At 53.8% G+C, this 23,233-nt stretch carries 23 protein-coding genes; 17 read left to right on the forward strand and 6 right to left on the reverse strand.

Features of this window, described 5'->3' with window-relative positions:
• The first annotated feature begins 43 nt into the window (after positions 1 to 43).
• Positions 44 to 595: a PaaI family thioesterase gene (locus ACTRWH_RS03780; RefSeq protein ID WP_036207280.1), complete on the forward strand. Its 552-nt coding sequence runs from the start codon at positions 44 to 46 to the stop codon at positions 593 to 595.
• Positions 596 to 607: 12 nt separating this feature from the next.
• Here the strand turns inward: ACTRWH_RS03780 and recQ are convergent, their stop codons facing one another.
• Entirely contained in the window at positions 608 to 2,464 is a 1,857-nt protein-coding gene (gene recQ, locus ACTRWH_RS03785; RefSeq protein ID WP_286848042.1) for a DNA helicase RecQ, read from the reverse strand.
• A 151-nt stretch (positions 2,465 to 2,615) separates the two neighbouring features.
• On the opposite strand from recQ, the gene ACTRWH_RS03790 reads away from it, so the two are divergent.
• Both ACTRWH_RS03790 and ACTRWH_RS03795 read left to right on the forward strand, forming a co-directional pair.
• Positions 2,616 to 3,827 (forward strand): 1-acyl-sn-glycerol-3-phosphate acyltransferase, encoded by a 1,212-nt coding sequence (locus ACTRWH_RS03790; protein ID WP_228209672.1) that lies wholly within the window; start codon positions 2,616 to 2,618, stop codon positions 3,825 to 3,827.
• A 15-nt stretch (positions 3,828 to 3,842) separates the two neighbouring features.
• Positions 3,843 to 4,502: an alpha/beta hydrolase gene (locus ACTRWH_RS03795; protein ID WP_041333396.1), complete on the forward strand. Its 660-nt coding sequence runs from the start codon at positions 3,843 to 3,845 to the stop codon at positions 4,500 to 4,502.
• Between the two features lie 51 nt (positions 4,503 to 4,553).
• On the opposite strand, the gene ACTRWH_RS03800 is transcribed toward ACTRWH_RS03795, so the two are convergent.
• Entirely contained in the window at positions 4,554 to 5,969 is a 1,416-nt protein-coding gene (locus ACTRWH_RS03800) for a TrkH family potassium uptake protein (protein ID WP_228209671.1), read from the reverse strand.
• Positions 5,970 to 6,220: 251 nt separating this feature from the next.
• Here ACTRWH_RS03800 and ACTRWH_RS03805 point away from each other — a divergent pair, with 251 nt between their 5' ends.
• The 5 genes from ACTRWH_RS03805 to ACTRWH_RS03825 all read left to right on the forward strand — a co-directional run bounded on the left by ACTRWH_RS03805 (position 6,221) and on the right by ACTRWH_RS03825 (position 9,195).
• Positions 6,221 to 6,766 (forward strand): porin family protein, encoded by a 546-nt coding sequence (locus ACTRWH_RS03805; RefSeq protein WP_007152159.1) that lies wholly within the window; start codon positions 6,221 to 6,223, stop codon positions 6,764 to 6,766.
• Between the two features lie 67 nt (positions 6,767 to 6,833).
• Positions 6,834 to 7,415 carry an acyl carrier protein phosphodiesterase gene (locus tag ACTRWH_RS03810; RefSeq protein WP_091644321.1) on the forward strand — a complete coding sequence of 194 codons (582 nt, stop codon included), beginning with the start codon at positions 6,834 to 6,836 and terminating at the stop codon, positions 7,413 to 7,415.
• The gene (locus ACTRWH_RS03815; protein ID WP_036207262.1) at positions 7,409 to 8,005 is read left to right on the forward strand and encodes an ATP-dependent zinc protease family protein; all 597 of its coding nucleotides are present in this window, start codon (positions 7,409 to 7,411) and stop codon (positions 8,003 to 8,005) included. Before ACTRWH_RS03810 ends, ACTRWH_RS03815 begins: the two co-directional genes overlap by 7 nt.
• Positions 8,006 to 8,104: 99 nt before the next feature.
• Complete coding sequence (locus ACTRWH_RS03820; RefSeq protein ID WP_007152162.1) at positions 8,105 to 8,506, forward strand: antitoxin Xre-like helix-turn-helix domain-containing protein; 402 nt, start codon at positions 8,105 to 8,107, stop codon at positions 8,504 to 8,506.
• Positions 8,503 to 9,195: an RES family NAD+ phosphorylase gene (locus ACTRWH_RS03825; protein WP_083637157.1), complete on the forward strand. Its 693-nt coding sequence runs from the start codon at positions 8,503 to 8,505 to the stop codon at positions 9,193 to 9,195. The genes ACTRWH_RS03820 and ACTRWH_RS03825 overlap by 4 nt, the downstream gene beginning before the upstream one ends.
• Positions 9,196 to 9,203: 8 nt before the next feature.
• On the opposite strand, the gene ACTRWH_RS03830 is transcribed toward ACTRWH_RS03825, so the two are convergent.
• The gene (locus tag ACTRWH_RS03830; protein WP_007152164.1) at positions 9,204 to 10,088 is read right to left on the reverse strand and encodes a LysR family transcriptional regulator; all 885 of its coding nucleotides are present in this window, start codon (positions 10,086 to 10,088) and stop codon (positions 9,204 to 9,206) included.
• 178 nt (positions 10,089 to 10,266) lie between these two features.
• Here ACTRWH_RS03830 and ACTRWH_RS03835 point away from each other — a divergent pair, with 178 nt between their 5' ends.
• The 8 genes from ACTRWH_RS03835 to ACTRWH_RS03870 all read left to right on the forward strand — a co-directional run bounded on the left by ACTRWH_RS03835 (position 10,267) and on the right by ACTRWH_RS03870 (position 18,479).
• The gene (locus ACTRWH_RS03835; RefSeq protein WP_156105500.1) at positions 10,267 to 10,434 is read left to right on the forward strand and encodes a DUF1127 domain-containing protein; all 168 of its coding nucleotides are present in this window, start codon (positions 10,267 to 10,269) and stop codon (positions 10,432 to 10,434) included.
• Between the two features lie 409 nt (positions 10,435 to 10,843).
• Entirely contained in the window at positions 10,844 to 11,377 is a 534-nt protein-coding gene (locus tag ACTRWH_RS03840) for a YfiR family protein (RefSeq protein ID WP_157132739.1), read from the forward strand.
• The gene (locus ACTRWH_RS03845; RefSeq protein ID WP_462825917.1) at positions 11,374 to 12,828 is read left to right on the forward strand and encodes an ATP-binding protein; all 1,455 of its coding nucleotides are present in this window, start codon (positions 11,374 to 11,376) and stop codon (positions 12,826 to 12,828) included. Before ACTRWH_RS03840 ends, ACTRWH_RS03845 begins: the two co-directional genes overlap by 4 nt.
• Positions 12,829 to 12,882: 54 nt before the next feature.
• A complete protein-coding gene (locus ACTRWH_RS03850) occupies positions 12,883 to 13,338 on the forward strand; it encodes a response regulator (protein ID WP_040474253.1) in 456 nt (151 codons plus the stop codon).
• Positions 13,339 to 13,351: 13 nt separating this feature from the next.
• Complete coding sequence (locus tag ACTRWH_RS03855) at positions 13,352 to 15,043, forward strand: EAL domain-containing protein (RefSeq protein ID WP_198324855.1); 1,692 nt, start codon at positions 13,352 to 13,354, stop codon at positions 15,041 to 15,043.
• A 59-nt stretch (positions 15,044 to 15,102) separates the two neighbouring features.
• Positions 15,103 to 16,839 (forward strand): thiamine pyrophosphate-binding protein, encoded by a 1,737-nt coding sequence (locus ACTRWH_RS03860; protein WP_278739973.1) that lies wholly within the window; start codon positions 15,103 to 15,105, stop codon positions 16,837 to 16,839.
• Between the two features lie 15 nt (positions 16,840 to 16,854).
• A complete protein-coding gene (locus ACTRWH_RS03865; RefSeq protein ID WP_007152173.1) occupies positions 16,855 to 17,685 on the forward strand; it encodes a citryl-CoA lyase in 831 nt (276 codons plus the stop codon).
• Positions 17,682 to 18,479: a citrate synthase family protein gene (locus ACTRWH_RS03870; protein ID WP_305937238.1), complete on the forward strand. Its 798-nt coding sequence runs from the start codon at positions 17,682 to 17,684 to the stop codon at positions 18,477 to 18,479. The genes ACTRWH_RS03865 and ACTRWH_RS03870 overlap by 4 nt, the downstream gene beginning before the upstream one ends.
• A 15-nt stretch (positions 18,480 to 18,494) precedes the next feature.
• Here the strand turns inward: ACTRWH_RS03870 and ACTRWH_RS03875 are convergent, their stop codons facing one another.
• Both ACTRWH_RS03875 and ACTRWH_RS03880 read right to left on the reverse strand, forming a co-directional pair.
• Positions 18,495 to 20,624: a TonB-dependent receptor plug domain-containing protein gene (locus tag ACTRWH_RS03875; RefSeq protein WP_256713541.1), complete on the reverse strand. Its 2,130-nt coding sequence runs from the start codon at positions 20,622 to 20,624 to the stop codon at positions 18,495 to 18,497.
• Positions 20,625 to 20,846: 222 nt separating this feature from the next.
• Positions 20,847 to 21,704 (reverse strand): substrate-binding periplasmic protein, encoded by an 858-nt coding sequence (locus ACTRWH_RS03880; protein WP_227544224.1) that lies wholly within the window; start codon positions 21,702 to 21,704, stop codon positions 20,847 to 20,849.
• A 224-nt stretch (positions 21,705 to 21,928) separates the two neighbouring features.
• Between ACTRWH_RS03880 and ACTRWH_RS03885 the strand changes: the two genes are divergently transcribed.
• The gene (locus ACTRWH_RS03885; RefSeq protein ID WP_228209669.1) at positions 21,929 to 22,636 is read left to right on the forward strand and encodes a DUF1223 domain-containing protein; all 708 of its coding nucleotides are present in this window, start codon (positions 21,929 to 21,931) and stop codon (positions 22,634 to 22,636) included.
• 20 nt (positions 22,637 to 22,656) lie between these two features.
• Here ACTRWH_RS03885 and ACTRWH_RS03890 read toward each other — a convergent pair whose 3' ends face one another.
• Positions 22,657 to 23,019 (reverse strand): DUF3703 domain-containing protein, encoded by a 363-nt coding sequence (locus ACTRWH_RS03890; RefSeq protein WP_462825918.1) that lies wholly within the window; start codon positions 23,017 to 23,019, stop codon positions 22,657 to 22,659.
• Between the last annotated feature and the right edge of the window lie 214 nt (positions 23,020 to 23,233).

Below are 23,233 nucleotides of genomic sequence, written 5' to 3' on the forward strand. Positions count from 1 at the left end.
CGGCTGCAATCATGGGCGTTAAATCACCAACAGGTAAGAAAACATGGCGTTCATCGACAATCTGATAGGTGCAACCGGCCATTGGGTGTCTGAATCGAATCCTGGGGCGCGAATCACCCAACCGCTGGCCTGGCTCCGTAAAACCAGTGGTTATGCGGCCGTCAACCGAATTATTGGCCTATCGATCCCGTTTGCACCACGGAATCGATTCAGTGTCGAGGAGATTCGCCCGGGGTTCGTTAAGGCAAGAATACGCCTGAAAGGCAATAAGAACCACTTTGGTAGCCTCTACGCCGGTGCCTATTTCCTGGTGGCGGAGATCCCCGGTGGTGTGTTGACGCTGTTTGATCTCGGCCCGGCTTACACGCCGATTCTCAAGGAAATGACGCTTCAGTTCCTGCAGCCGGCGAATTCCGATGTGTTTGTGGAGTTTTCACTGGACGCCGCCACGGTTGAAGCTATCAAGGCCGAGGCCGATGCTACGGGCAGGGCCGCGTTTGAGTTAGAAGGCACACTGTACGACAGTGACGGCCATCATGTGGCCACTTCGATGGCCCACTATCGTGTTCGCAAGAAAGGCTTCCAGGCGCAGTGAACTGAGGTAGATTCAAGCGCCGTCCAACTCCCGTAGGGCGGCGAGGAAAGTTTCCCCGTATTTTTCGAGCTTTGCCGCACCCACGCCGTTTATCTCAGCCATTTCGGCAAGGCTGTTCGGTTTCTTGTCCAGGATTTCAAACAGCGTGGCATCATGGAAAATCACGTAGGGCGGCACGCCCTTCTCATCCGCCAGCGATTTTCGGCAGGCCCGCAGCGCTTCCCAGCCGGGTTTGTCAGTGATCTGGTCTGCAATCCTGCGGCGGCCGGACCCTGATGACCCACGGCCACTGGAGGCCTTCACCACGGGATCCTTGCGTAATTGGATAGCTACCTCGCCCTTAAGTAGTGGGCGGCATTGCTCCGTGAGTTGCAACGCTCCATAGCCTTCCGGGTCAGCCCTAAGGTAACCATTGGCCACCAGCTGACGAAATACGGACTTCCAGTCGTTTGCAGACAACTCGGTACCAATTCCGTAGGTGGAAACCGTTTGATGGCCGGACTGCAGGATACGTTCGTTCTCAGAGCCGCGTAACACATCAATCAAATACGTAACCCCGAAACGTTGGCCGGTTCTGAACACGCAGGAGAGCGCCTTCTGAACGGCAACCTTGCCGTCCCAGGTTTCCGGTGGGGTCAGGCAGGTATCACAGTTCCCGCAGGGCTGTTCAAGGGTGTCGCCGAAATACCGCAGCAACACCTGTCGCCGACAGCTTGTCACTTCGCACAGGCCTAGCATGGCATCCAGTTTCTGGCGCTCAACCCGTTTGAAGTGGTCATTGCCCATGGAGCCTTCGAGCATCTGTCGCAGTTTGATCACGTCCTGCAGGCCGTAAACCATCCAGGCGGTCGAAGGCTTTCCATCACGACCGGCTCGGCCGGTTTCCTGATAGTAGGCTTCCAGGCTTTTTGGAAGGTCCAGGTGGGCGACAAATCGAACATCGGGTTTATCGATGCCCATGCCAAAAGCAATGGTGGCCACGATGATGACGCCGTCCTCGCGTAGGAAGCGCTCCTGATTCCGCGCGCGATCACCGGCATTGAGGCCCGCATGGTAGGGCAGAGCGGTGTAGCCTTTGTCACTGAGCAGCTTCGCGGTGCTGTCGACTTTGTTGCGGGACAGGCAATAAACGATGCCGCAGTCGCCATCATGTTCCGCTTTAATAAAATCCAGTAGTTGTTTGTTTGCATTGGTTTTCGGGGCAATTCTGTACTGAATATTCGGGCGATCAAAACCACTGATAAAGTGTCGGGCTTCGGTCAGGGACAGCCGTTCAGCGATCTCCTTGCGGGTGCGCTCGTCCGCGGTGGCGGTGAGGGCTATGCGGGGTACGCCCGGGAATTCATGGGCCAGCCGGCTTAGCTCCAGGTAGTCGGAGCGGAAATCGTGCCCCCACTGGGACACGCAGTGGGCTTCGTCGATGGCAAACAGGGAAATAGAAGCATCATGTAACAGGTCCAGTGTGCGAGGCTGGATCAGCCGTTCCGGCGCGCAGTAAAGCAGGTCGAGTTCGCCGGTCATAAGGGCGTTTTCAGTGTCCCGGGCCTGTTCGAAATCCATGGTGGAGTTCAGGAACGCGGCCTTGACGCCCAGTTCTTTCAGCGCTGCCACCTGGTCCTGCATCAGTGCAATCAGAGGTGATATGACGACAGCTGTTCCGGCGCGAACCAGGGCTGGCACCTGATAGCAGAGGGATTTACCACCACCGGTGGGCATCAGTACCAACGCATCGCCACCGTTAACCAGCTCGCGGATAATGTCGCCCTGCAAGGGCCGGAAGGTCTCGTAACCGAAAACACGATGAAGGACTTCTTCCGGGTCCTGGTCGGTAACACGGGGGCGCTCTGTGCTGAGTTGTGCAAAATCCATGACTTGGCCAGCGGTGTTGGTTGAGGGTAAAGGGTGCCGTTCTGGCAGGCAGGCCATGATACCAGAAAGCGGTCACGGAATCGGCGGAGACAAACAAACCTTATAAACGCTACAATGCGCCTTTTTTCTGCACCCAACAAACAGGAACTCCATGCAGGAATTTGACGCCATCCGACCTTACTCGGACGAGGAAACCGGAACCGCCATCAACAATCTGGTACGGGATCCGGAATTTCTGGATATGATTGGCCGCTTCAAGTCGCCCACACTGGCCAAATGGGCGCCGGGAATGCTCCGGGTATGGGTCAAGCGCTGGCTGGCCAGGAACTTTGGCGGACTTACCCGTATCGACGACCTCCAGGCGCGATTGTCTGGCTACGTTGGTGAACTGGTTGATCACACAACGACCCGGGTTACCCACAGCGGGCTGGAAAATCTGGACAAGCAGAGCGCTCACCTGTTCATCTCCAACCACCGCGACATCGTGTTCGACCCGATGGTGGTCAATTACCTGCTGTTCGCGAACGGCTTCAATACCACACGTATTGCCATTGGCGACAACCTGCTGGCGAACCGCGTATTTGCTGAAATGATGCGGCTGAACAAGAGCTTTGTGGTGCGTCGCAGTATGACCAGCCCACGTGAAATGCGGGACGCCTACATCATGCTTTCGGCGTTTATCAATCACAGTATCGACAACAACGAGAGCATCTGGATTGCGCAGCGTGAAGGGCGCGCCAAAGACGGGCTGGATTTCACCGATCCCGCCATTATTAAAATGTTCTACATGAGCCAGAAGAAAAGTGGGTTGGATTTCGGCGAAGCCATGAACCGGCTGCACATCGTGCCGGTGTCCATTGCCTACGAGTATGATCCCTGCGATATGGACAAGGCCCGAGAGCTCGAAACCCGCTCCCGCACGGGCAAGTACATTAAGGCCGAAGGCGAGGATACTAACCAGATAATGCGCGGGCTCACGGGGTTCAAGGGCCACGTGCACGTGCATTTCGGAGCACCCATCGCGGATGCCGAAAACACGCCTAAGGAACTGGCTGCCCGGATCGATCGGGAGATGCATGCCAATTATCACTTGCACACGTCCAACCTGGTGGCCTATCAGCAAAGAGGCATTCATCCTGATTCACACGCCAGCAGAGACTCTGTAAGCGATGCGGTGGTGACGGCAGAGGCCTGGTCAGCGGCGGAAATAGAAGCCGCCGAGGCGGAGATGGAGCGTCGACTCGATGCCTGCGACCCGGCGATTCGGCCCTACCTGCTGGATATGTACGCCAACCCGGTGGTCACGGCGCTTGAAGCTCACAATGGCAACGGCTCGACGGATACACCAACGGAACACCCCTGATACCCGAGGTATTTTGTGCAAGAACTTCAATATATCGAATTGGAAACCAACCCCAATCCTACTGCCGCCGTTATCTGGCTGCATGGCCTTGGAGCCAGTGGCCATGATTTCGAGCCAGTAGTGCCGGAGTTGGGGTTGCCCGACAATGCAGCTGTTCGGTTCATTTTTCCTCACGCCCCCAACATGCCGGTCACCATTAACGGCGGAATGACGATGCCAGCCTGGTACGACATCAAGGCAATGGATATTGATCGAGTGGTGGACACCGATCAGTTGATGGCCTCGTCAGACGCGGTTGCAAAACTGGTGGACCGGGAAATTGAGCGTGGCGTGAAGAGCGAGAACATTGTGATTGCCGGATTTTCCCAGGGGGGCGCCGTGGCCTACGAGCTTGGGTTGAGCTATCCGAAGCGCCTGGCGGGCATTATTGCCCTGTCAACATACTTTGCCACTGCGAAGACTGTGAAGTGCTCAGAGGCGAATCGTGATATCCCGATCCGGATCTATCATGGCACCTTTGACCCCATGGTACCGGAGGCCCTGGGCCGGCAAAGCGTGGAAAAGCTGCAGGACATGGGGTTTGAACCCACGTATGAGACCTATCCGATGGAACACAGCGTGTGCATGGAAGAGATCGTGGATATCGGCAAGTTCCTTCGCGATAACGTGCTGTAAAGCTCGCCTGCCGTTCGATTGGCGAAGCCTAAGCAGGGCAGGTTGCCTCGCTTAGCTTCGCCAGAACGCTGGTGAAAGCACAATCACCACGCTCAGTATTTCCAGACGCCCCATCAGCATACCCACCGATAGAATCCATTTGGCAAGCTCCGGGAGCGGTGCAAAAGTGCCCGCTGGCCCAATTGTGTCGCCGAGCGCCGGGCCAACGTTGGTCAGTACGGTGAGCGCTCCGGACAGGCTGGTGATAAAGTCCAACTGCAGAGCTGCCAGCGCGACCGTTATGATCAGCAGGCACAACAGAAAGATAAAGGTGTAGGCAATCATTGAAGCGATAATTTCGTCGCTGACCGCGCGGCCGTTATAGTTGCGGGTGAATACGGCCCTGGGATGCAGCAGCCGCATCAGCTGCTCCCTCAGCACGATCAATGAGAGCTGGAAGCGGAACACTTTCATGCCCCCGGCTGTTGAGCCAGAGCACCCGCCGATAAACATCAGAAAGAAAAACAGCACAAACGCAAGTGGGCCCCACGCAGAGTAATCTTCCGAGGCATAGCCGGTTGTTGTGACCACAGACGTGACATTGAAGAGCGTCGACACGTAGCCGTTAACGAGGTCGAACTCCACTGGTGAGACGTACCAGCGGTAAAGAGTCAGTAAGGCAGGTACCACCAGCAGGATGGTCACGAACAGCCGCACCTGCTGATCCCTGAACAGCACGCCGTGCTGGCCATGCATTTCCCGGACAAAAAGAAAGAACGGCATGCTGCCGATCATCATGAACAGGGTGGCTTCCAACAGAATCAGGTTGGAGTCGAACTTGCCCATGGACAAGTCGGATGTGGAGAAGCCGCCGGTCGCAATACTCGTCAGGCCATGGTTGAATGCGTCAAACAGGCTCATACCGGACAACCAATAGGTCGTTACCGCAAGCACCGAAAACGCCACGTAAACCAACAGCAGGCCACGACTGAGGGTTTTCATTCGCGGCAGGGCCTTGTCAGTCCATTCTGAAGATTCCGTTGCAAAAAGCCGCATGCCGCCCACGCGGAGGAAGGGCAATACGGCAACGAACATGCCGATGATCCCGATGCCACCAATCCATTGCAGTACAGAGCGCCAGAGCAGTAGGTCCTGATCCATGGTGTCCAGGCCGGTAAGCACCGTGGCTCCGGTGGTGGTGATGCCGGATGTGCCTTCGAAAAAGGCCTCGCCGAGGGTGAGCCCCAGATCACTGAGATAGAACGGGAGCGAGGAGAGCAGGGCGATAATAAACCAGCTGGAGACGGTCAGCACGAACATGTAGCGGGGCTTCAGGTCTCGTGCCTGGCGGTAGGTCGCGAGAATGCCCAGCAGCCCCGTGCCAAAACAGATAGCCGCAGACTCCGCAAACGCCATGGCATTCGGCGATTCAGAATTTACGAGAAGAAGCACAGGTAAGGTCATGAAAATACTAAGAAGTATAAACATGACGCTCATGATAAAGATTACGGGGTTCAGGTTTCTCAAAGGACGCTCTAGCCGGCTGAACAGAGAGACGGCGTCAGAATACATGCGGCTTGGGGCTTTCGCAAGGTGGAACCCGCAGTGTGTCAGGGTCTTACAGGTACATTAAATCACTGTAAATTCCGCGTAAATAAGGATCCGAACGCTGGTGTTTGTCGTCAGCCTGATGCAACTTCGAATTGTGAGTTCGGTTTGAAACCGGAAGGAGAATTCAAATGAAAAAGTCGATTGCATTGATGCTTGGTCTTTCTGCAGCGCCGCTGATGGCGGTCTCCCAAAGCGCCTTCGCTGATGTCTACAAGTCAGGTGGTGGTAGCCTTTATGCGGGCCTGAACTACAGCTTTATCAATATCGAAAACGGCAGTGACGACGTTGACGTTGGTACGCTGTCCGCGAAGGTGGGTGGCCTGGTGTCGCCTTTCTTTGGGCTCGAAGCCCGTGCTGGGTTTGGCGTGGACGATGATCGCATTGGCGGCGTCGATTATTCGCTGGACAATTTCTTCGGCGGCTACGCCACGCTGAATCTGGCGAACGAATCACCCGCAACGCCTTACGTTATTTTCGGTGTAACCCGGGTTGAAGTGGAAGCGAAGTCGTTCCTGGGGACCACCACCGAGGATGAGTCGGACTTTTCCTACGGCGCTGGTGTGAATGTTGAGCTGGCACCGGAAGTGTCTGGCAACGTGGAATACATGCGTTACTATGACAAGGATGGCTCCACCGTTGATGGTCTGGGCCTGGGCGTCACCTTCAACTTCTGATCGGAGCGCTCTGCACAAAGAAACCTTGGCGGCGGAGGCCTGTTCGCCGCCGTTATTGGGAGCCAGTTTGAATCACCTTGCCCATCTTTTTCTCGCACCAGATTCCCCCAAGGTTCGTGTGGGCAGCCTGCTGGGGGACTTTGCGAGAGGCATTGTGCCGGACGAACTGCCCCGGGAAGTGAGGGTGGGGCTGCAGCATCACAGGGCGGTGGATGCGTTTACCGACCAGCATCCGCAAGTCATTGCAAGCAAGCGGTTGTTCTCCCCTCAGCGCCGACGTTTCTCGGGTGTGGCGCTGGATATCCTCTACGATCACTACCTGTTAAGAAACTGGCAACGCTTTAGTCATGTGAATTCCGATACCTTTATCGATCAGGTCTATCGGGAACTCGATGAAAACGCGTCGCTGATGCCTGAGAAAATGCAAAAGGTGACTCGGCAGATCGTTCTCCACGACTGGTTCCGCTCATACCAGGACATTGACAACATTGGGTATGCTCTGGACCGGGTCGCCAATCGCATACGGTTCAGGAATGCGTTCAGCGGAATCATCGAGGAGATCAAAGCCCACGACCAGGAACTCGAACACAGGTTCCTCAGCTTTTTCCCTGAACTCAAACACTTTGCCACAAAGGATTTTGAATGTTGACGGACTCCAAGAGATACGTTGTCGCTGCGCTTTTCGCGTTCCTGATCCCCTCCATCGCCATGGCTGAGAGCAGCAGTAATGAAAACGCTGTGCCCGAGCGACTTGGCTTTGTTGAATGGCTTGTGCTCGAGGGCACGGGCCTACGCATGAAGGCCCGGCTGGACACCGGGGCCAAAACCTCTTCACTGCATGCCGTCAATGTTGAGCCGTTCATGAAAGGTGATGAAGAATGGGTCAGTTTCCAGTTGCCGCTGGCTGACCACCAGGATGAGGACGACGCCGACGGCAAGAATCTGGAAGAGGTGATTCTGGAGTTCAGCCTGCCTGTTGAGCGTACGGTTAAGATCAAGCGCAAGGGCGCACCCTCGCAGCGCCGGTTTGTGGTGGTTATGGACTTCTGCATTGCCGGTACCAGTCATAAAACTGAGTTCTCACTCACGGACCGTGGGAAGTTTTCCTATCCGGCGTTGTTGGGTCGACGGTTCATGCGCGACGACAATATCCTGATTGATTCGGCGGACGCCTTCATCGCGAAGCAGGACTGCGAGTACAAAAATCTGGCCGATGTTGCTGAAGAGCACGCTGGGTGAGCTGTTTGTAAAGTCTGCGTATAGACAAAATGTAGCTATAAGTCTACAATGATACCAAGTGTTAAGTGGGCGAGAGCCTGAAAAACAGTGGTGTCCGCTATGAGTAACGCGCAGAAACTCGCAACCGTCCAAAAGAACAACGTCTCCGGCGTTGGCCTTAAAACCGTGTTTAATATTCTGGACCGTTGGGGCTGTACTCCCGAGCAGGTACAGAAAATCCTTCAGATCTCCCGCCCGGCGTACTACAAGTATCGTAAAGCGCCGGAGCAGGCGAGCCTGACCCATGACCAGATTGAACGTCTCAGTTATCTGGTCAACATCCATGGCTGCCTGCGGATGATCTTCGAGAACCCGAAGAACGTTTACGGCTTTATGGCCCTGAAAAACGACAATCCGTACTTCAACGGCAAAAGTCCCCTTGAGATTATCAGTACGGGCCAGTTTGCTGCTTTGTATGAAACGTTCAGGCGTATCGATGTATTGCGCGGGGGGCTCTGGTGAGTCAGGAACTGCCGCCAACGATCACACCCGAGAGCATTACCGGGTTTCGCCTGATCAACTCGAGGTTTCCGCCCATCAGCCTGTTTGATGATGTGGCGGACGAAGATGAGTTTGATGCGCTCTACGAACTTCAAGCGCTCACCAACCCCCGTCTTCAGACCGAGTTGGGTAATCTCAACCTGATCCGCAAAGCGGAGATCCCGTTCGGAATCCCTGGCTGCTCCTACGCCACCGGCCCGTTTACCCATGTAAACCCCGAAGGCAGCCGCTTCAGCGATGGCCAGTACGGTGTTCTGTATATGGGGGAGAGCATCGATACAGCAATAGCGGAGGTGGCCTATCACCAGTCACGCTACTGGCAGGGCGTTCACGGTTTGGACTACGACCGGCTGGTGTTCCGGGGGCTAAAGTGCAAGGTAGGGACGATGACCCTGCACGACGCCACGACCCTCTCCTTTGGGGACGCCATCTACGATGCTGACAGCTACGCTGCTTCACGGAGTTATGGTCGCAGGCTCTACAGGGCAGGCTCGGAAGGGCTTCGGTATCACTCTGTTCGAAAACCCGGCGATACCTGCTGGGGATTATTCACTCCCAGGCACGTCCGCAGTGTTATCCAGACGGCGCATTTCGAGTTTATCTGGAACGGTGAGCAAATCAGCTCGGTTAACAAATTCACCAAGGCGTGAGAATACCGTTACGGTTTCCATTCACTGACGATCAAATCGAACAGTGCCCGCAATTCTGAACGTTCATAGTTTCGCACGCCGCATATCAGATTGAGGTTGGTGATCATCTCCGGATCATCAAAAATACGCACCCCTCCGCGGCTCTGTGATTGTTCCGCGAACTCCCGCTCCACAAGCCCAAACCCCATGCCGGATTTGACCATAACCACCGTGGAATACTCGTCGTCGGAACTGGTGGCCGCGTCGGAGAGGCTTGCCTGAGGGCCAAGCAGGTCCTTCATGAAATCAAAAAACGGGCAGTCCCGGTTGGGCCAGACCCAGGGCAGGCGCCGACGTGACTCGAAGTCGGCTGGTAGGGTGTCGAGCTCCGTATCCGCAGGGCCAACAACGGAAATACGCACTGGCGTGAGTGGCACCACCTTCAACCTCGGGTCCTCGCAGTTGCCATAGACATACCCCAGATCCAGCTCTTCTGAAAGCACTTGCTCGACAATCTGGGTTGACGCCCGGGTTTTCATTTCCAGGTTGAGGTGAGGGAGAGCGTCCGTCTTCCGGCGAAGCACTTCGTCTACACGAAGGTATTCAGGCGGAGAGTTCAGTCCAAGGCGGAGTGTTGCGTGGGGCACCGAACGCAAGGAAAGCGCAGTGTTACGTACATCTTCCACGGCGGTAAACACCTGGCGAACGGGCATGAGCAAGCGCTCGCCAGCCGCGGTCAGGGACATTCCCTGTTTACTGCGCTCGAACAGCAGAACCTCGAACTCTTCCTCAAGCTGGCGAAGGTGCTCGCTCACCGCAGACGGGGTCGAATGACGACGAGCGGCCGCGCGAGTCAGATTGGCCTCTTCAGCCACCAGAAGAAAAGACTTGAGCCTGTCCAGCTTTATGTTCATATTTTTCGAACACCGGGTTCAAATAATGTCGATGGACGACCTGGTACGGCGGGTCGAGAATGGTTTCATTGTAGTCATCGTTCATATTTAAAGGAAGATGAAAATGAAAGCCATCCTCGTCAATCAAACACTCAGACAAGCACCATCGATTGCATGTGTTCCCTCAAAGAGCGCTTTCGTGAGGCGAGCCATCGCTGCTATCAAACGCTATGCGGGGCGTTGGAGTCGCCGGTACCAATTGAGGCAGTCGCTGTATGAAATGGACACCAGACTGGTCGAAAAAGACATAGGGTTGCCTCACGGCAGTCTGGTAGAGGAAGCGCACAAGCCATTCTGGCGGGAGTAGTCGTCACGCTGAGCCCTTTCCCCAGGGCTCAGCGATGCGTCTTCCAGAACGGGCTGTGTGCCTCTCGTAGCAGCTGAGCTCTGGTTATTCCGATGTCCCATGCCAAACGATCCAGCTCTCTCATGGGCATTCCCCGCAGGCGTCTTCTTAGGCGTGTGCGGGTTTTTTGGTTCTCAATATAGTGTTTGAGTGTGCGAAACAGGACTTTGTCGATGTTCATATTCCACCTCCGGTGCTTGATAAAATTCTATTGGACCGGTGTTGGCGGAACAGACACAGAAGGGTGCTATTGGGGGAGTACAGTTTTAAGATACAGTTGACGCCAGCGAAACGGGTGCTAACCTTCCGTAGGTGCCGGGCTCCCATATAATTCATTTTTCAACATGACTACTTGTTTCGTGGCCGACTCGTGAGGGATCACCTGAAATATTCTATTTCCCTAGTTCTCAGCCTGTGTCTCAGCCTGGCGTCGGCGCATGCTTCCATACGCTCGGAATATGAAGTCAAAGCGGCGTTCCTCTACAACTTCACACGTTTTATTACTTGGTCAAATGGAGCAACCGCTTCCGATCCTCTTGATGTGTGCATCTACGGCGATGACCCCTTCGGCAACCTGCTTGACCCCATGCAAGGTCGTAAATCCCAGGGCAGGGCGCTTCAGCTTCGATACCCCAACGTTCCGGCCGATATCGCGGGATGCGACGTACTTTATATAGGGCAGTCCCAGTCCAGAAATGTCGACGAACTGCTCGAAATGGCCGAGAGCCACGAAGGCATACTGACAGTGAGTGATTTGCCAGACTTCATTCGCAAGGGCGGGATTGTCGGTTACGTGAAGCAGGGTAATGTTATTCGCTTCGAAATCAGCCTGAAAGCCGCAATGAAAGCGGGCCTGACCATTAACTCCAGGCTTCTGGAACTGGCGGTGAGGGTCCTGAGATGATGGGGCGGTGGCGATACTGGCGACTGAAAACCAAACTGCTATTCCTTACGTTGTTCACCAGCGCACTTGGCATCACCCTGGTCTGCGCGAGCCTCATCTTTGTTGAGAACCAGAATTACCGGAAACAGCTTGAATCCGAGCTTCATGTCATCGCCGGCATCCTGGCGGAGCAGTCCGCTGCCGCCCTGGTGTTCGAGGACAACGAGCAGCTGAGCAGTATTATCACCAGCCTCAAGCGTATCGACACTATTCGGCAGGCCTGTGTCTACAACCAGCAAGGGGACGTGATGACGTCTCTTTCAGGCCGGCCACAGGGGCAATGCCCGTCGGTTGGTTCGTCGTTGGAAGTAGGGTTCGTCGGGGACGTCTATCAGTTACTGATGCCGGTCACACTGGACAACGAAGTGGTCGGGCAGTTTTTCCTCTCATCACACCTTGAAGTTTTGCGGGGCCATATCCGGACCTTTGTATCCGTAGCCTCCGGTATCGGGGCGGTGATCCTCATCGCGCTGGTATTCCTGGCGCTCAGGTTACAGAGAATCGTATCCGAACCCATTCTCAAGCTTTCGGAGACGGCCGAGCGCATCGCCCAGGATCACGACTATTCCATTCGTGCGCCGGTTTCCGGCACCGACGAACTCGGGCGCCTGGGTAACACCTTCAACGAGATGATCAGCACCATCCAGCAACAGAACCGCCGGATCCTGGAAAGCCGTGACAGCCTGGAGCGCATCGTCGAGGCCAGGACCTCCGAGCTGAGCATGGCCAACCGTGAACTGGAGGCGTTCAGTTACTCGGTCTCCCATGACCTCAGGCAGCCCCTGAGAGCCGTTGAAGGGTTTGGGCAAGCCCTGGAAGAGGATTGTGGCGATCAGTTGAATGAGATCGGTAAGGATTACCTGAAGCGAATCCGCGCGGCCAGTGTACGGATGGCGGGGCTGATCGATGGGTTGCTTGTTCTGTCCCGCGTCAGCCGACAGTCCATGGAAAATCAGACAATAGACTTGAGCCAGATGTTGGAAGAAATTGCGGAAGAACTGCAAGACATCAGCGATGATGTGCCAACGGAAATTCTCATACAGCCGGGTATGTGGGTTGTAGGCGACAGCCGAATGCTGCGTGTTGCCTTCCAGAACCTGATGGCGAATGCCTGGAAATACAGCGCCAAAGAAGAAAAACGAATTGTCGAAGTGTTGTCTCGAAGAGAAGGGCGCTGGGTTGCTATTGAGGTTCGTGATAACGGTGTCGGCTTCGATATGAGGTATATCGACAAACTGTTTGTGGCATTCAATCGACTTCATACGCCGTCGGAGTTCGGCGGCACAGGTATTGGCCTGGCGACTGTATACCGCGTGGTTCGCCGGCACCATGGCGATATTTCCGCTACGTCGCAACTGGGTGAGGGGGCAAGTTTTGTTGTGAAGTTGCCTGTTTCGGGAGATCAGGGCTAGACTGTAGTCAGATTCAACCTATTAATGCAATTCATTGAAAGGGCAAATAAAATCATGGATGGCCATTCAATCCTTGTGGTTGAAGACAACCCGGATGATCAGGTTCTGGCAGTGCGAGCCCTCAAGAGTGCGAGCGAAAACAGCCCTGTCATCGTAAAAGAAGACGGGCAGGAAGCCCTGGACTTCCTGTTTGGCAACGATGCCAGGCAGCCGTGTAAAGATCTGGATTCGCTCGGTCTTGTTTTGCTTGATGTGAAGCTTCCCAAGGTCAGTGGCCTGGAGGTCCTGAAAGGTATTCGGTCCTCGCCACTGACCAACTGGCTGCCAGTCGTTATGGTTACATCCTCTGATGAGCCGGCAGACCTGTTGAATGCATACCGTTTGGGTGCCAACAGCTTTATCACCAAGTCGATCAATTATCGGGAGTTTACGGAACAAATGAAGTTGCTTGCCCGCTATTGGCTTTTTGTCAATAAAGTGCCGAAGGCAGGTGCGGTTCGCTCGTTTTAAAAAGGTAAGGCCATTGACAGACACAGCCAGCCCTCTACGGATGTTGATCGTCGAAGATTCAGAAGACGATGCGCTGCTTCTACTGCGAGAGATGCGCAAAGGAGGCATAGCCCCCTATCATGAGTTGGTAGACAGCGAAGACCGTCTGTCCTATGCCCTTCGCCGGGGTAAGTGGGATATCGTCATTACCGACCACAACATGCCCGGCTTCTCTTCGTTCAGGGTATTGGAGCTGACCAAGAAGTACTGCAAGGACCTGCCAGTAATCATCGTATCCGGAACGATCGGCGAGGGCGTTGCCGTTACCGCCATGAAAGCCGGTGCGCAGGATTACATCATGAAGGACAACCTGTCCCGGTTGATTCCTGCCATTGATCGGGAAGTACGTGAAGGATTCATGCGCCAGGCCAAGCGTGTTGCCGAGAATGCCCTGGAGCATATGGCTTATCATGACAGCCTGACTGATCTTGTGAACCGCCGGGAATTCGAGCGGCGGCTGGTGCAGGCGCTCGAAGACACCCATAAAACCGGCCGTCATCATGTACTGCTCTATCTTGACCTTGACCAGTTCAAGATCATAAACGACACCTGTGGTCATGTGGCTGGGGATTACTTGCTTAAGCAGGTCGCCGCATTGCTGTCACTTCAAATTCGCTCTGATGATACCCTGGCTCGCCTCGGCGGCGACGAATTTGGAGTACTGCTGCGCGGTTGCGACGCGGTTCATGCACACAAGGTCGCTGAAAAGCTGTGTGAAGTGGTCCATGAGTTCCGCTTTGTTTGGCAGAACAAGCCGTTCTCGGTGTCGCTCAGCATCGGTATGGTTGTGATCAACGAAAACTACAACAGTGCCGGTGAGCTTCTGAGCCACGCCGACCTGGCCTGCTACGCCGCCAAGGATCGGGGACGCAATAACGTCCAGCTTTACGAAACCGATGACAGTGATATGCAGCAACGTCAGCGGGATATGAACTGGACCAGCCGAATTCAGCAGGCTCTGCAAAATAACAGTTTCTGCCTATGGCAGCAGGAAATGGTTGCCCTTCAGCCAGAAGCCAACGACGGTTATCGCACCGAATTTCTGGTCCGCCTGAACGAAGGGGATGACATCGTACCTCCAGGAGCCTTCATTCCTGCGGCGGAACGCTTCAACTTGATGACACGAGTTGATCGCAAGGTCATCGACCTGGCATTTGACTACCTTGATCGCACTGGGCTCGGGCGTGAGAGCACAGGAACGTTCTTTATTAATCTGTCTGGAAGCTCGTTTAACGAACCGGAACTGTTTCTGTACATCAGCCAGTTAGCGGAGCGGTACAAGCTGATTCCCGAGCGTATCTGCTTTGAAATTACTGAAACTTCCGCCATTGCCAATCTGAACGCGACTCAGAGGTTCATCAATTCCGCCAAAAGAAGAGGGTTCAAATTCGCGCTTGATGATTTCGGCGCGGGCATGAGTTCGTTCTCCTATCTGAAAGCCCTGCCAGTGGACTACCTGAAAATTGATGGTGGTTTCGTCCGCAACCTGCTGGACGACCCAATCGATTTGTCGATAGTCGATGCGTGCAACCGGATTGGCCACTCCGCAGGACTCAAAACGGTTGCCGAGTTCGTGGAGAACGACGAGGTGAGAGCCCGTCTGGTTGAACTGGGCCTCGACTTCGCCCAGGGATATGGAATTTCCATGCCTCGACCGCTGGAATAGATACCTCTCCGCCTTTGTTCACACTTCAATAATGGACGTAACCTCCAAAAGGATTATCAATGCTCGAAAATGGTGACTTGATATTACGCTACCTGGAGCGTTTGGGTGTCGAGTATGTGTTTGGCGTTCCTGGCGGGAGCATTGAACCATTTTATGATGCGTTGGCAAGAAGTGAACGCCGGGGAGGCATTCGGACCATTACTGCTCGTCATGAATCCGGAGCGGCCTTCATGGCAGAAGGGTATGCCCGCGAAACTGGAAAAATAGGCGTCTGTTGTTCAACTGCTGGTCCTGGTGCCACGAACCTGTTAACCGGTGTCGCATCAGCCTATGCGGACGGCATTCCCATTCTCGTCATAACGGCGCAAACAGGGCTGGACAAGTTTGGCCAGGGTTCATTGCAGGAAACATCTTGCACAGGAATTCATACAGTAGAGATGTTTGCCAAATGTACGCGTTACAACACTCTGGTATCGCATCCTGCCCAACTCGAAACCAAACTGCTTCAGGCTGTAAGCCATGCTGTGAGTAATCAACCCGGGCCGGCACACCTTGCGATCCCCCTGGATGTAATGCGCCATCGGATTCCGGATAACGTAAAGGATCAGGCGCTAAATGCTTTTCTCAACCACGAAGTTGCTCCCAACCAGGCGTCCCTCCAGGCGCTGCTGGACGATTTAGAGTGCACCGATAAGGTCACGCTGGTGTTGGGTGAGGGCGCTACGGGGGCAAATGATATATTGGTAGCGTTGGCGGAATCACGTAATTGGCTACTCGTTACCACGCCGCGAGGAAAAGGGCTCGTAGATAGCTTTCATCCACTCTACAGGGGCGTATTCGGTTTCGCCGGCCACAATAGCGCGACCGACGCGTTAAAAGTGGAGAATGCGGATCGTGTCGTAGCCATCGGCACAGCCCTCGATGAAGTATCCACGTGTGGATGGGACCCGACCACCATACTGTCGGACCGCCTGATTCATATTTCCAGCAACCCTTCACATCTCAGCCGTTCAACAATGGCGAGGTTGGTAGTTCTGGGCTCCCCGAAACTCGTATTTGGAGCGATCGCGGATAAATTGATTGGTGACGCTACTGGAGAGTCCAGACAGCCAGTTACCAGCGATGCTCCCTTGCCGGAAAATACCCGTTTTGATGAACCTGAGGTTTGTCTTGAAAGATCGGGGCGCATTAAAGCCCAGGCACTGATGAATTTCATGAGTACGATATGCCCCCGGGATTCCCGAGTCCTTATGGATACCGGAAACAGCTTCCTGTGGGGGATTCATTACTGGAATGTTCGGCGCCCGAAAGGCATGCCAGCTGAAAGGAATCTGTTCAATATCGGGTTGGGGTTTGCTGCAATGGGCTGGGCGATCGGCAGTTCTATCGGGATGGCCGCAGCCAACCGGGACAAGCCGGTTGTTTGTTTTACGGGAGACGGCAGCTATCTGATGTCAGGTCAGGAATTGACGATTGCGCTCCAGGAAAACCTGAATGTATTGATGCTCGTTCTGAACGATGCTTCATTAGGCATGGTCAATCATGGACAGAAATTGAGCGGAGGGGAACGGGTCGCCACGCAACTACCAAGTGTGGATTTTGCCATGATGGCCAAAGCATTGGGTGTTGAGTCTCACACAGTACAGACCATGGAGCAGTTGATAGACCTGGACATACCCGAAATTCTGTCACGCCCCGGCCCTTGCCTTCTGGATATCATCGTCGATGGTGATCAGGTACCTCCATTAGGATCGAGAATGAAGGTGTTAACCGGCTCGATACCCAACGACAATTAACTTAGGGGAAATCGCGTGCCCTCAGATTACGTCTATCACTCTGATTTCTGGTTTGAAGAGCCGGAAGAGTCCAACCCGTTTGCCGCTAAGGCCAGCTACTGTCATGGCTATGATGTGTATGGCCAGGTGATCGCCAAGGCTGGTTGGTTCGAGTATTTACTATTGATGTTCAAGGGTGAACGGCCCCGGCCGGATGAAGCTGTGCTACTTGAGAAGCTTGCCCTGGTTCTTGCCAACCAGGGCCCCAAGGAAGCAAGCATTCGTGCGGCTATGAACGGCGGCGTGGCTGCCACTAACCATAGCTCCGCACTTATGTCAGCACTTGCTGTTGGGTCCGGTCTGTATGGCGGTTCCCAGGAATTGGAGATCTGTATCCGCTTATGGGAAGAATGTGGTCAGGACGTGGATCGCTGGAAATCAAGGCTGCAGGCCCCAGAGGAAGATGAAAGAGCCGACATATGGCCCGCGATAGAACATCCTCCAGGGTTTGATCCTAACGGTGATCAGATTCCAACCACGCTCCTGCAGTCGCTGGAACTTTTGGTGCAGTTCGCGCCGAAAGACGGAGCGTTGCACTGGCTGCAAAAACAACGCGGGGCCTTGGAGGAGTTCTTCGGATGCCCGATATCCATAACATCTGTTGCGGCGGCGGCGTTCGTTGATCTTGGTCTGGATCGCGACCAGGGTAGCATGCTTTATCTCATGCTCAGGCTGCCCGGTGCAGCGGTCCATGCGTTGGAACAACGTAAAATGGGATGGAAGAAATTCCCATTTTATAGCTCCGCCATTGAACTGGAAGATGATCCAGGGCCGTTTAAACAGCGAGACGAGGAGGGCGGACGATGAACCATGAGCAGCTACTTGAAACAGAAAGTCACTGGCTGACCCGTATCGGAAAAGCCTTTCTGACAGAACGTGTGGTTATGCATGGTAAGGATCTCCACCATGAACTGGATCACCTGGAATGGCTGCATCTATATCTGTACTGCATTCTTGGGAAAGACCCAGGAGAGAATGTCGCTAAGATGCTCAACTCCTATTGGGTTGGCACCAGCTATCCGGACCCATCTATCTGGCCCAATCACGTTGCGGCTTTGGCAGGCTCCGTTCGAACAACACCGTCTTTGGGGCTCATGGCGGGATTAAGTATTTCGGAAGCCTCTATATACGGCCGTCGGCCAGAGGTTAGAGCCCTTGATTTCTTCTACAGAGCAGGTAGATGGTGCGATGAGGGAGGAATGTTAGAGGAATTCGTTGACCACGAAAAATCCTTAGGGCGAATTCTTTATGGTTATGGGCGTCCGCTCGCGACAACAGATGAACGCATTGCGTTCACATTGGATAAAGCAAAAGAGTACGGCTTCTCTGAGGGACGCTACCTCAAGATGGCGTTTTCGGTCTACGAACACTTGAACACGACGTACGGATACTCGATGAATGTGGCAGCTGTGCACGCGGCGTTAGCTGCTGACATGGGGTTTAGTTGCGAGGAGTACCAACTTATCCTAACCCCTTGCTTCGTAGCAGGAATGGCTCCGTGTTTCCGGGATACCAAAAGTCGCCGCGAAGGTAGCTTCTTCCCGATCCGCTGTGAAAGTATCGTTTACCATGGCAGGGAAAAAAGGGACTGGGAAGGTTAGGCAGTCAGTGCCCGGCTAAAAGCTATAGGAGAGTTCACCGACTACAGTGCGCCCCGGCATGGGGAAGTCATTTGGAATGGGTGGGGCAGGGTCAGCAAACGGGCTGGGGTCTCTCACGTCCTCGTCGAAAACGTTACGAACGGATAGTGAAAGATCCAGCCCTTGCCATAGCCCCCGGGTACGAAGGGTCATATCGACGGTGGTGTAGTCCGATACGGGCTCTCTTTGGTCGCCAGCGGCCCTTTTTTGCTTGCCCACCCAGTTTACCTGTGAGCTCAGCAACCATTGTGGTGATACCGTCCAGTCAACTCGGGTGTAAATCTGATGATTAGGGGCTTCGCCAACCGATTGCCCGGTGCCTTCGTCTTTTGCCGTTTGATAAGCGTAGTTCGCTTGCAATGACAGGTCTTCGTACACCTGATACGTCAACTCGAGTTCGCCACCGTGCCCGGTACGTTGGCCCGCATTTCTATATTGCGTGGCAATGAGCCCTGACATTGGGACCGCGTTAATAAGATCATCAATCTCATAGTAGAACAGGTTAACCCCGTAGAGCAGTTGGGCTGTAATCTGATGAGAAACGCCTATCTCGAACGTGTCGATGGTTTCTGCGTCAAGCTCGTCGTTACCCATGAACACCGGGTTATTGGCGACATATAGCTCGTTCAGTGATGGGGCCCGAAATGCCCGGCCATAGAGCAGCTTGGTCGTGATGTTATCGGTAGTTGCCCATATCAGGGCAGCTCTTGGGTTTAACGTGTTGCCGAAGTCAGAATAGTCGTCAAAACGAATGCCGCTGACCAATTGCCAGTTTTGTGCAAACTGCCATTCATCTTGAATGAACGCATAGTAGTTCGTGCGGTCTTCCTCAGGCATCCAGACTTCCGTTGGGTCATCAGACACATCCACTACACTGCCTTTGGGGCTGAAATCCGGGTTGAAGTTCTTGCGTTCAGTAACTTCATAAAGATCCGCCCACAAAGTACCAATCCCGGTGTGTATGCGGTGGTTTTCGAGGCCCCGATAAATAGCGTTCAGATCAAACCTAAACTGATTCTCTTTATAGCCGGGACTTCCAATCAGGCCCTCAGGGAAGTTTCCGTTAAACGCACCTGGTGGATAGAGAACGATGTCGTTCTCCGGATCCTGCGTTATATTGAAGTAAGAGACCCGTGCCTCGACATCAAGGCCTTCGGCCAGATCAGACCACCGATAACTGTAATCGGCATTCACACGTCGAGACGAGAACTGTCCTTCAGGATCCAACGCCTGCGCAACGCCTGGGCCGGTGCCGAGATTTCCTCTGTCCTGCAGGCCTGCCCGAAAAGTCCATTGCTGTCCGCTCAATTCGAATCGAGCATCTACTTGGTCGACACCTGTATTGACTGGGCCGGGGGCCAACGACGCTGACGTACCAAACGTTTCGTCGAAGTTGGTCTGCGCATCACGTTCTATAGTTTCATCCCAACCATCCGTCGTTTGATATTCCAGTACTAGGCTGAGCCCCATATCGCCGATTTGGTGGCCCGACTCCAACCAGGCTCCCTGTGTATCAAAGCTGCCAACTCTGCCACCGACGGTTTGGTCGTTGATCGATTGATGGTTCTTTGTAGTGATATTAATGACACCGGAGTAGGCATCGGCCCCATAAAGAGCCGAGCCTGGGCCCCGAATGACTTCAATTCTCTCAATGGCCTTCACGGGCATACCGCCCCAGGCGTTGCCACGGTTCCCATACATCATGGTGGTTGTAGGAATGCCGTTGATAAGAAGAAGCGCTTGGGCGTTATTGCTGGAAGTAATGCCCCGAAACACGTATTTGGGCGAGAACGCCTGATCAGAGTGATTCACATGGAGCCCAGGCACTGTTTCAAGTACCTGGTCCAAGTCCGTGGCGCCCATGGCTGCAATATCGTCCGCATTAATGACCGAAGTGATTGCAGCGGCCTTATCGAGAGGTGTTTCGGTTCCAGAGGCGATTGAGACAACACGAATTTGACCAAGCTCTTCCAAGGGAATGTCCCAAAGGGAATCATCCGCGGCAACAACGATGGAAGAGGTTGAATAGCAAAGAACGGCGGCTACCACCCTCGAAACCACCTTGGGGCGTAAAGCTCTGCTTAGGGGCGATAGACGTTCCTGCATGCGCAATCTCAGCACTTTGCTCTTAGCATTATTTGAAACGATTCAGTCAACGATTGCACTCCGAGGCCTGCTACTGACAAACCTGACGGTCACACTGCCAAGGATGGCACATTTCTTAGCCAAACAGCGATGAAAAATGCAAGCTGAATAGGAGTTTAGCTGCATTCATCGTATAAGCAAGTCTTAAACGGCATGGAACCTAACGATACGATCAAACTCGCATTACTCGGCAGGAGGAGGGGAGCAGGGCGCCGCCGTGGCGTCCCAGTTGACCAGTTTATCTTCCAGTATCTGCGCAGTTACTGGTGTGCTGTTCTCGGCGACCGCTTTCTCAATAATGGCTTGGTACCTCCCGTTGTTGCGCAACGTCGCTAATCCATCATTGAACGCCTGCCTGAGGCCGGCTGACTCCGCGTTAAACAGCACGTGGTAAAACGCCTTCCGGAGTGGTTTGGGATGAAACGTCAGTTGATAAGCCTGGGAAGCAAACTGGTTTCTTATCATCGCTTCACCCACAACGGGGTCCATGGGAAACAAATCAATGCGACCAAGGAGCAGCTTCTTGAAATTAGCCGCGTCAGAAGTGGTGACGTCAGCGTCGACGAGACCACTCTCAATAACATCACTGAGTGTTTCGCCGTAACTGTAATCCTGTGTCAGACCAACTTTCTTTCCTTTCAACTCTACAAGGGCTTCCCAGTCAAAAGCCTCGGCAGCGCGGTGATAGAAAACGTATTGATAGGGCAGTAAAGGAGAAGAGAACAGGAAGTCACGGCTTCTTGATTCGGTGCAAGACCAGATCGCCGAGGCCTGATATTTTCCCGATTTGGTCATTGCCAGCGCCCGCGACCAGGGAAGAAATGCAAACTCTACGTCGACACCTTCGCTTTCAAAGGATTCACGAATAATCTGGGAGACAAAACCGCCACCAGGTAGATCTTCGCTCAGGTACGGCGGCCAGTGCCCGGTGCTGATTTTGATGGTGTTCGCTCCAAGCAACGTCGGACTAAACGACACAAATATCAGAATCATTAGGTGCTGTAGGTACTGAAAGTACCGGCATCTCTTCTGGCCTTTCATTTGTCCAAAATCCCGAAATTCCTGCGTTGGAGGATCCACATTTTATACCGTCATCAAACCTCGCAAACATGACAAAGCCATGTTTCTCGCAACATTATGTAAACGACAACCTGCGAAGAACCGTCACCAAGTGTTATAGAAACGTTATGTTTGGGGAGGAACCAAAGCCGGCACCTCTTGCTCTGATCCATTAATACAGATGGCTAATCCGATGAGAGGTTCCCATGACAAAATGGTTTATTGCGTTGCTTTTCTTACTGCTGTCGTTTGCCAGCGCCGCAGAGTGGACTAGTGGAACGAGTAAAACCGACGTTGTTGAGCTGTTTACCTCAGAGGGATGCAGCAGCTGTCCTCCCGCTGATCGTTGGCTGAGCTCTTTGAAGAGCAGCCCTGAGCTGTTCAAAGAATTCGTTCCAATGGCGTTCCACGTTGACTACTGGGATTACATTGGCTGGAAAGACCCGTTCGCAAAAGCTGCTTACAGCGAACGCCAGCGGAATTATGTGCGTGAAGGGCACGTTAGCCAGTCTTATACTCCGGGAATCGTTATCAACAACAAAGAATGGCGCCAATGGTTTCGAGGGCAACGAACCTGGACAGACGACACCAAACAGGTTGGGGTACTCAGGGCTAGCGTTAATGACAAACGCCGCTTTAAGGCGGAATTTGATGGCGAGAAGGCTGGCCAGTTGCATATAGCCATACTCGGTATGGGGTTAACAACATCCGTGAAAGCTGGAGAAAACCGCGGCCGGGAACTCACACACGATTTCGTGGTGTTGAAGTTAATAACAGTACCTGGAGAGAAAAGCTGGACCGTTACACTTCCAGAGTTCCCCGAAAAAGGGCAGAAACGAAATGCCATCGCGGCCTGGGTAACACCCAGCAATTCACAGACGATTCTGCAGGCAGTGGGTGGTTACGTCGATTAACGGCTAGCCGTAGTCGGTTTTTATCTTTCAGCCTGGTGATGGCTCTCTTTATAAAGCACACGAGCGAGATCTTCTGGCAAAGGCATTGGCGCAAACGGACTGACGTTCGCACGCCCGGTATTTCCAAGGGGAACCCATATGCGAGAAAACAACAATGCGGCGAACGTTCGAGTAAGCTGCCCAACGACTTCCCGCATGTCACGCGTACGCCAGCCGAGTTTGAGCATGCGAATGTGGGTACTTGTGTGCGCCCAAACATACTTCTGGCTCAGAATATGAGCTCGCTCAAGGTGGGCGAACGCCTTTGAAAAGTTACGCGACTCTTCAGCTTCACACGCCGCGGTGAGTTCCACGTTATAAGCCTGTTTCAGTTCAGTTTTCATTTCAGAAATGCTCCCATTAAATCTGCGCCGTCAGTGGGTATCAAAAACCCTGTAGTAGATGCAGAGTCAATGGTTTGGAAGGTGGCTTATGGGAAGAGAGGGGAATTTGGCCAGGGCTGCTGTTTCTACCTTTAAAGAGCAACATATACCATTTAACATAATATACATTATGCGCAGTACTGTGCTTCAACCTTGGTAGAGATTTGACCACCGA

The sequence above is a fragment of the Marinobacter sp. G5_S1_61_S3 genome, from assembly GCF_054968585.1.

Excerpts from the sequence above, each read along its gene's own strand:
- ACTRWH_RS03780 (WP_036207280.1), top strand. The coding sequence starts at position 44 with ATGGCGTTCATCGACAATCTGATAGGTGCAACCGGCCATTGGGTGTCT.
- recQ (WP_286848042.1), bottom strand. The coding sequence starts at position 2,464 with ATGGATTTTGCACAACTCAGCACAGAGCGCCCCCGTGTTACCGACCAG.
- ACTRWH_RS03790 (WP_228209672.1), top strand. The coding sequence starts at position 2,616 with ATGCAGGAATTTGACGCCATCCGACCTTACTCGGACGAGGAAACCGGA.
- ACTRWH_RS03800 (WP_228209671.1), bottom strand. The coding sequence starts at position 5,969 with ATGTTTATACTTCTTAGTATTTTCATGACCTTACCTGTGCTTCTTCTC.
- ACTRWH_RS03805 (WP_007152159.1), top strand. The coding sequence starts at position 6,221 with ATGAAAAAGTCGATTGCATTGATGCTTGGTCTTTCTGCAGCGCCGCTG.
- ACTRWH_RS03815 (WP_036207262.1), top strand. The coding sequence starts at position 7,409 with ATGTTGACGGACTCCAAGAGATACGTTGTCGCTGCGCTTTTCGCGTTC.
- ACTRWH_RS03820 (WP_007152162.1), top strand. The coding sequence starts at position 8,105 with ATGAGTAACGCGCAGAAACTCGCAACCGTCCAAAAGAACAACGTCTCC.
- ACTRWH_RS03830 (WP_007152164.1), bottom strand. The coding sequence starts at position 10,088 with ATGAACATAAAGCTGGACAGGCTCAAGTCTTTTCTTCTGGTGGCTGAA.
- ACTRWH_RS03845 (WP_462825917.1), top strand. The coding sequence starts at position 11,374 with ATGATGGGGCGGTGGCGATACTGGCGACTGAAAACCAAACTGCTATTC.
- ACTRWH_RS03850 (WP_040474253.1), top strand. The coding sequence starts at position 12,883 with ATGGATGGCCATTCAATCCTTGTGGTTGAAGACAACCCGGATGATCAG.
- ACTRWH_RS03860 (WP_278739973.1), top strand. The coding sequence starts at position 15,103 with ATGCTCGAAAATGGTGACTTGATATTACGCTACCTGGAGCGTTTGGGT.
- ACTRWH_RS03870 (WP_305937238.1), top strand. The coding sequence starts at position 17,682 with ATGAACCATGAGCAGCTACTTGAAACAGAAAGTCACTGGCTGACCCGT.
- ACTRWH_RS03875 (WP_256713541.1), bottom strand. The coding sequence starts at position 20,624 with ATGCAGGAACGTCTATCGCCCCTAAGCAGAGCTTTACGCCCCAAGGTG.
- ACTRWH_RS03880 (WP_227544224.1), bottom strand. The coding sequence starts at position 21,704 with ATGAAAGGCCAGAAGAGATGCCGGTACTTTCAGTACCTACAGCACCTA.
- ACTRWH_RS03885 (WP_228209669.1), top strand. The coding sequence starts at position 21,929 with ATGACAAAATGGTTTATTGCGTTGCTTTTCTTACTGCTGTCGTTTGCC.
- ACTRWH_RS03890 (WP_462825918.1), bottom strand. The coding sequence starts at position 23,019 with ATGAAAACTGAACTGAAACAGGCTTATAACGTGGAACTCACCGCGGCG.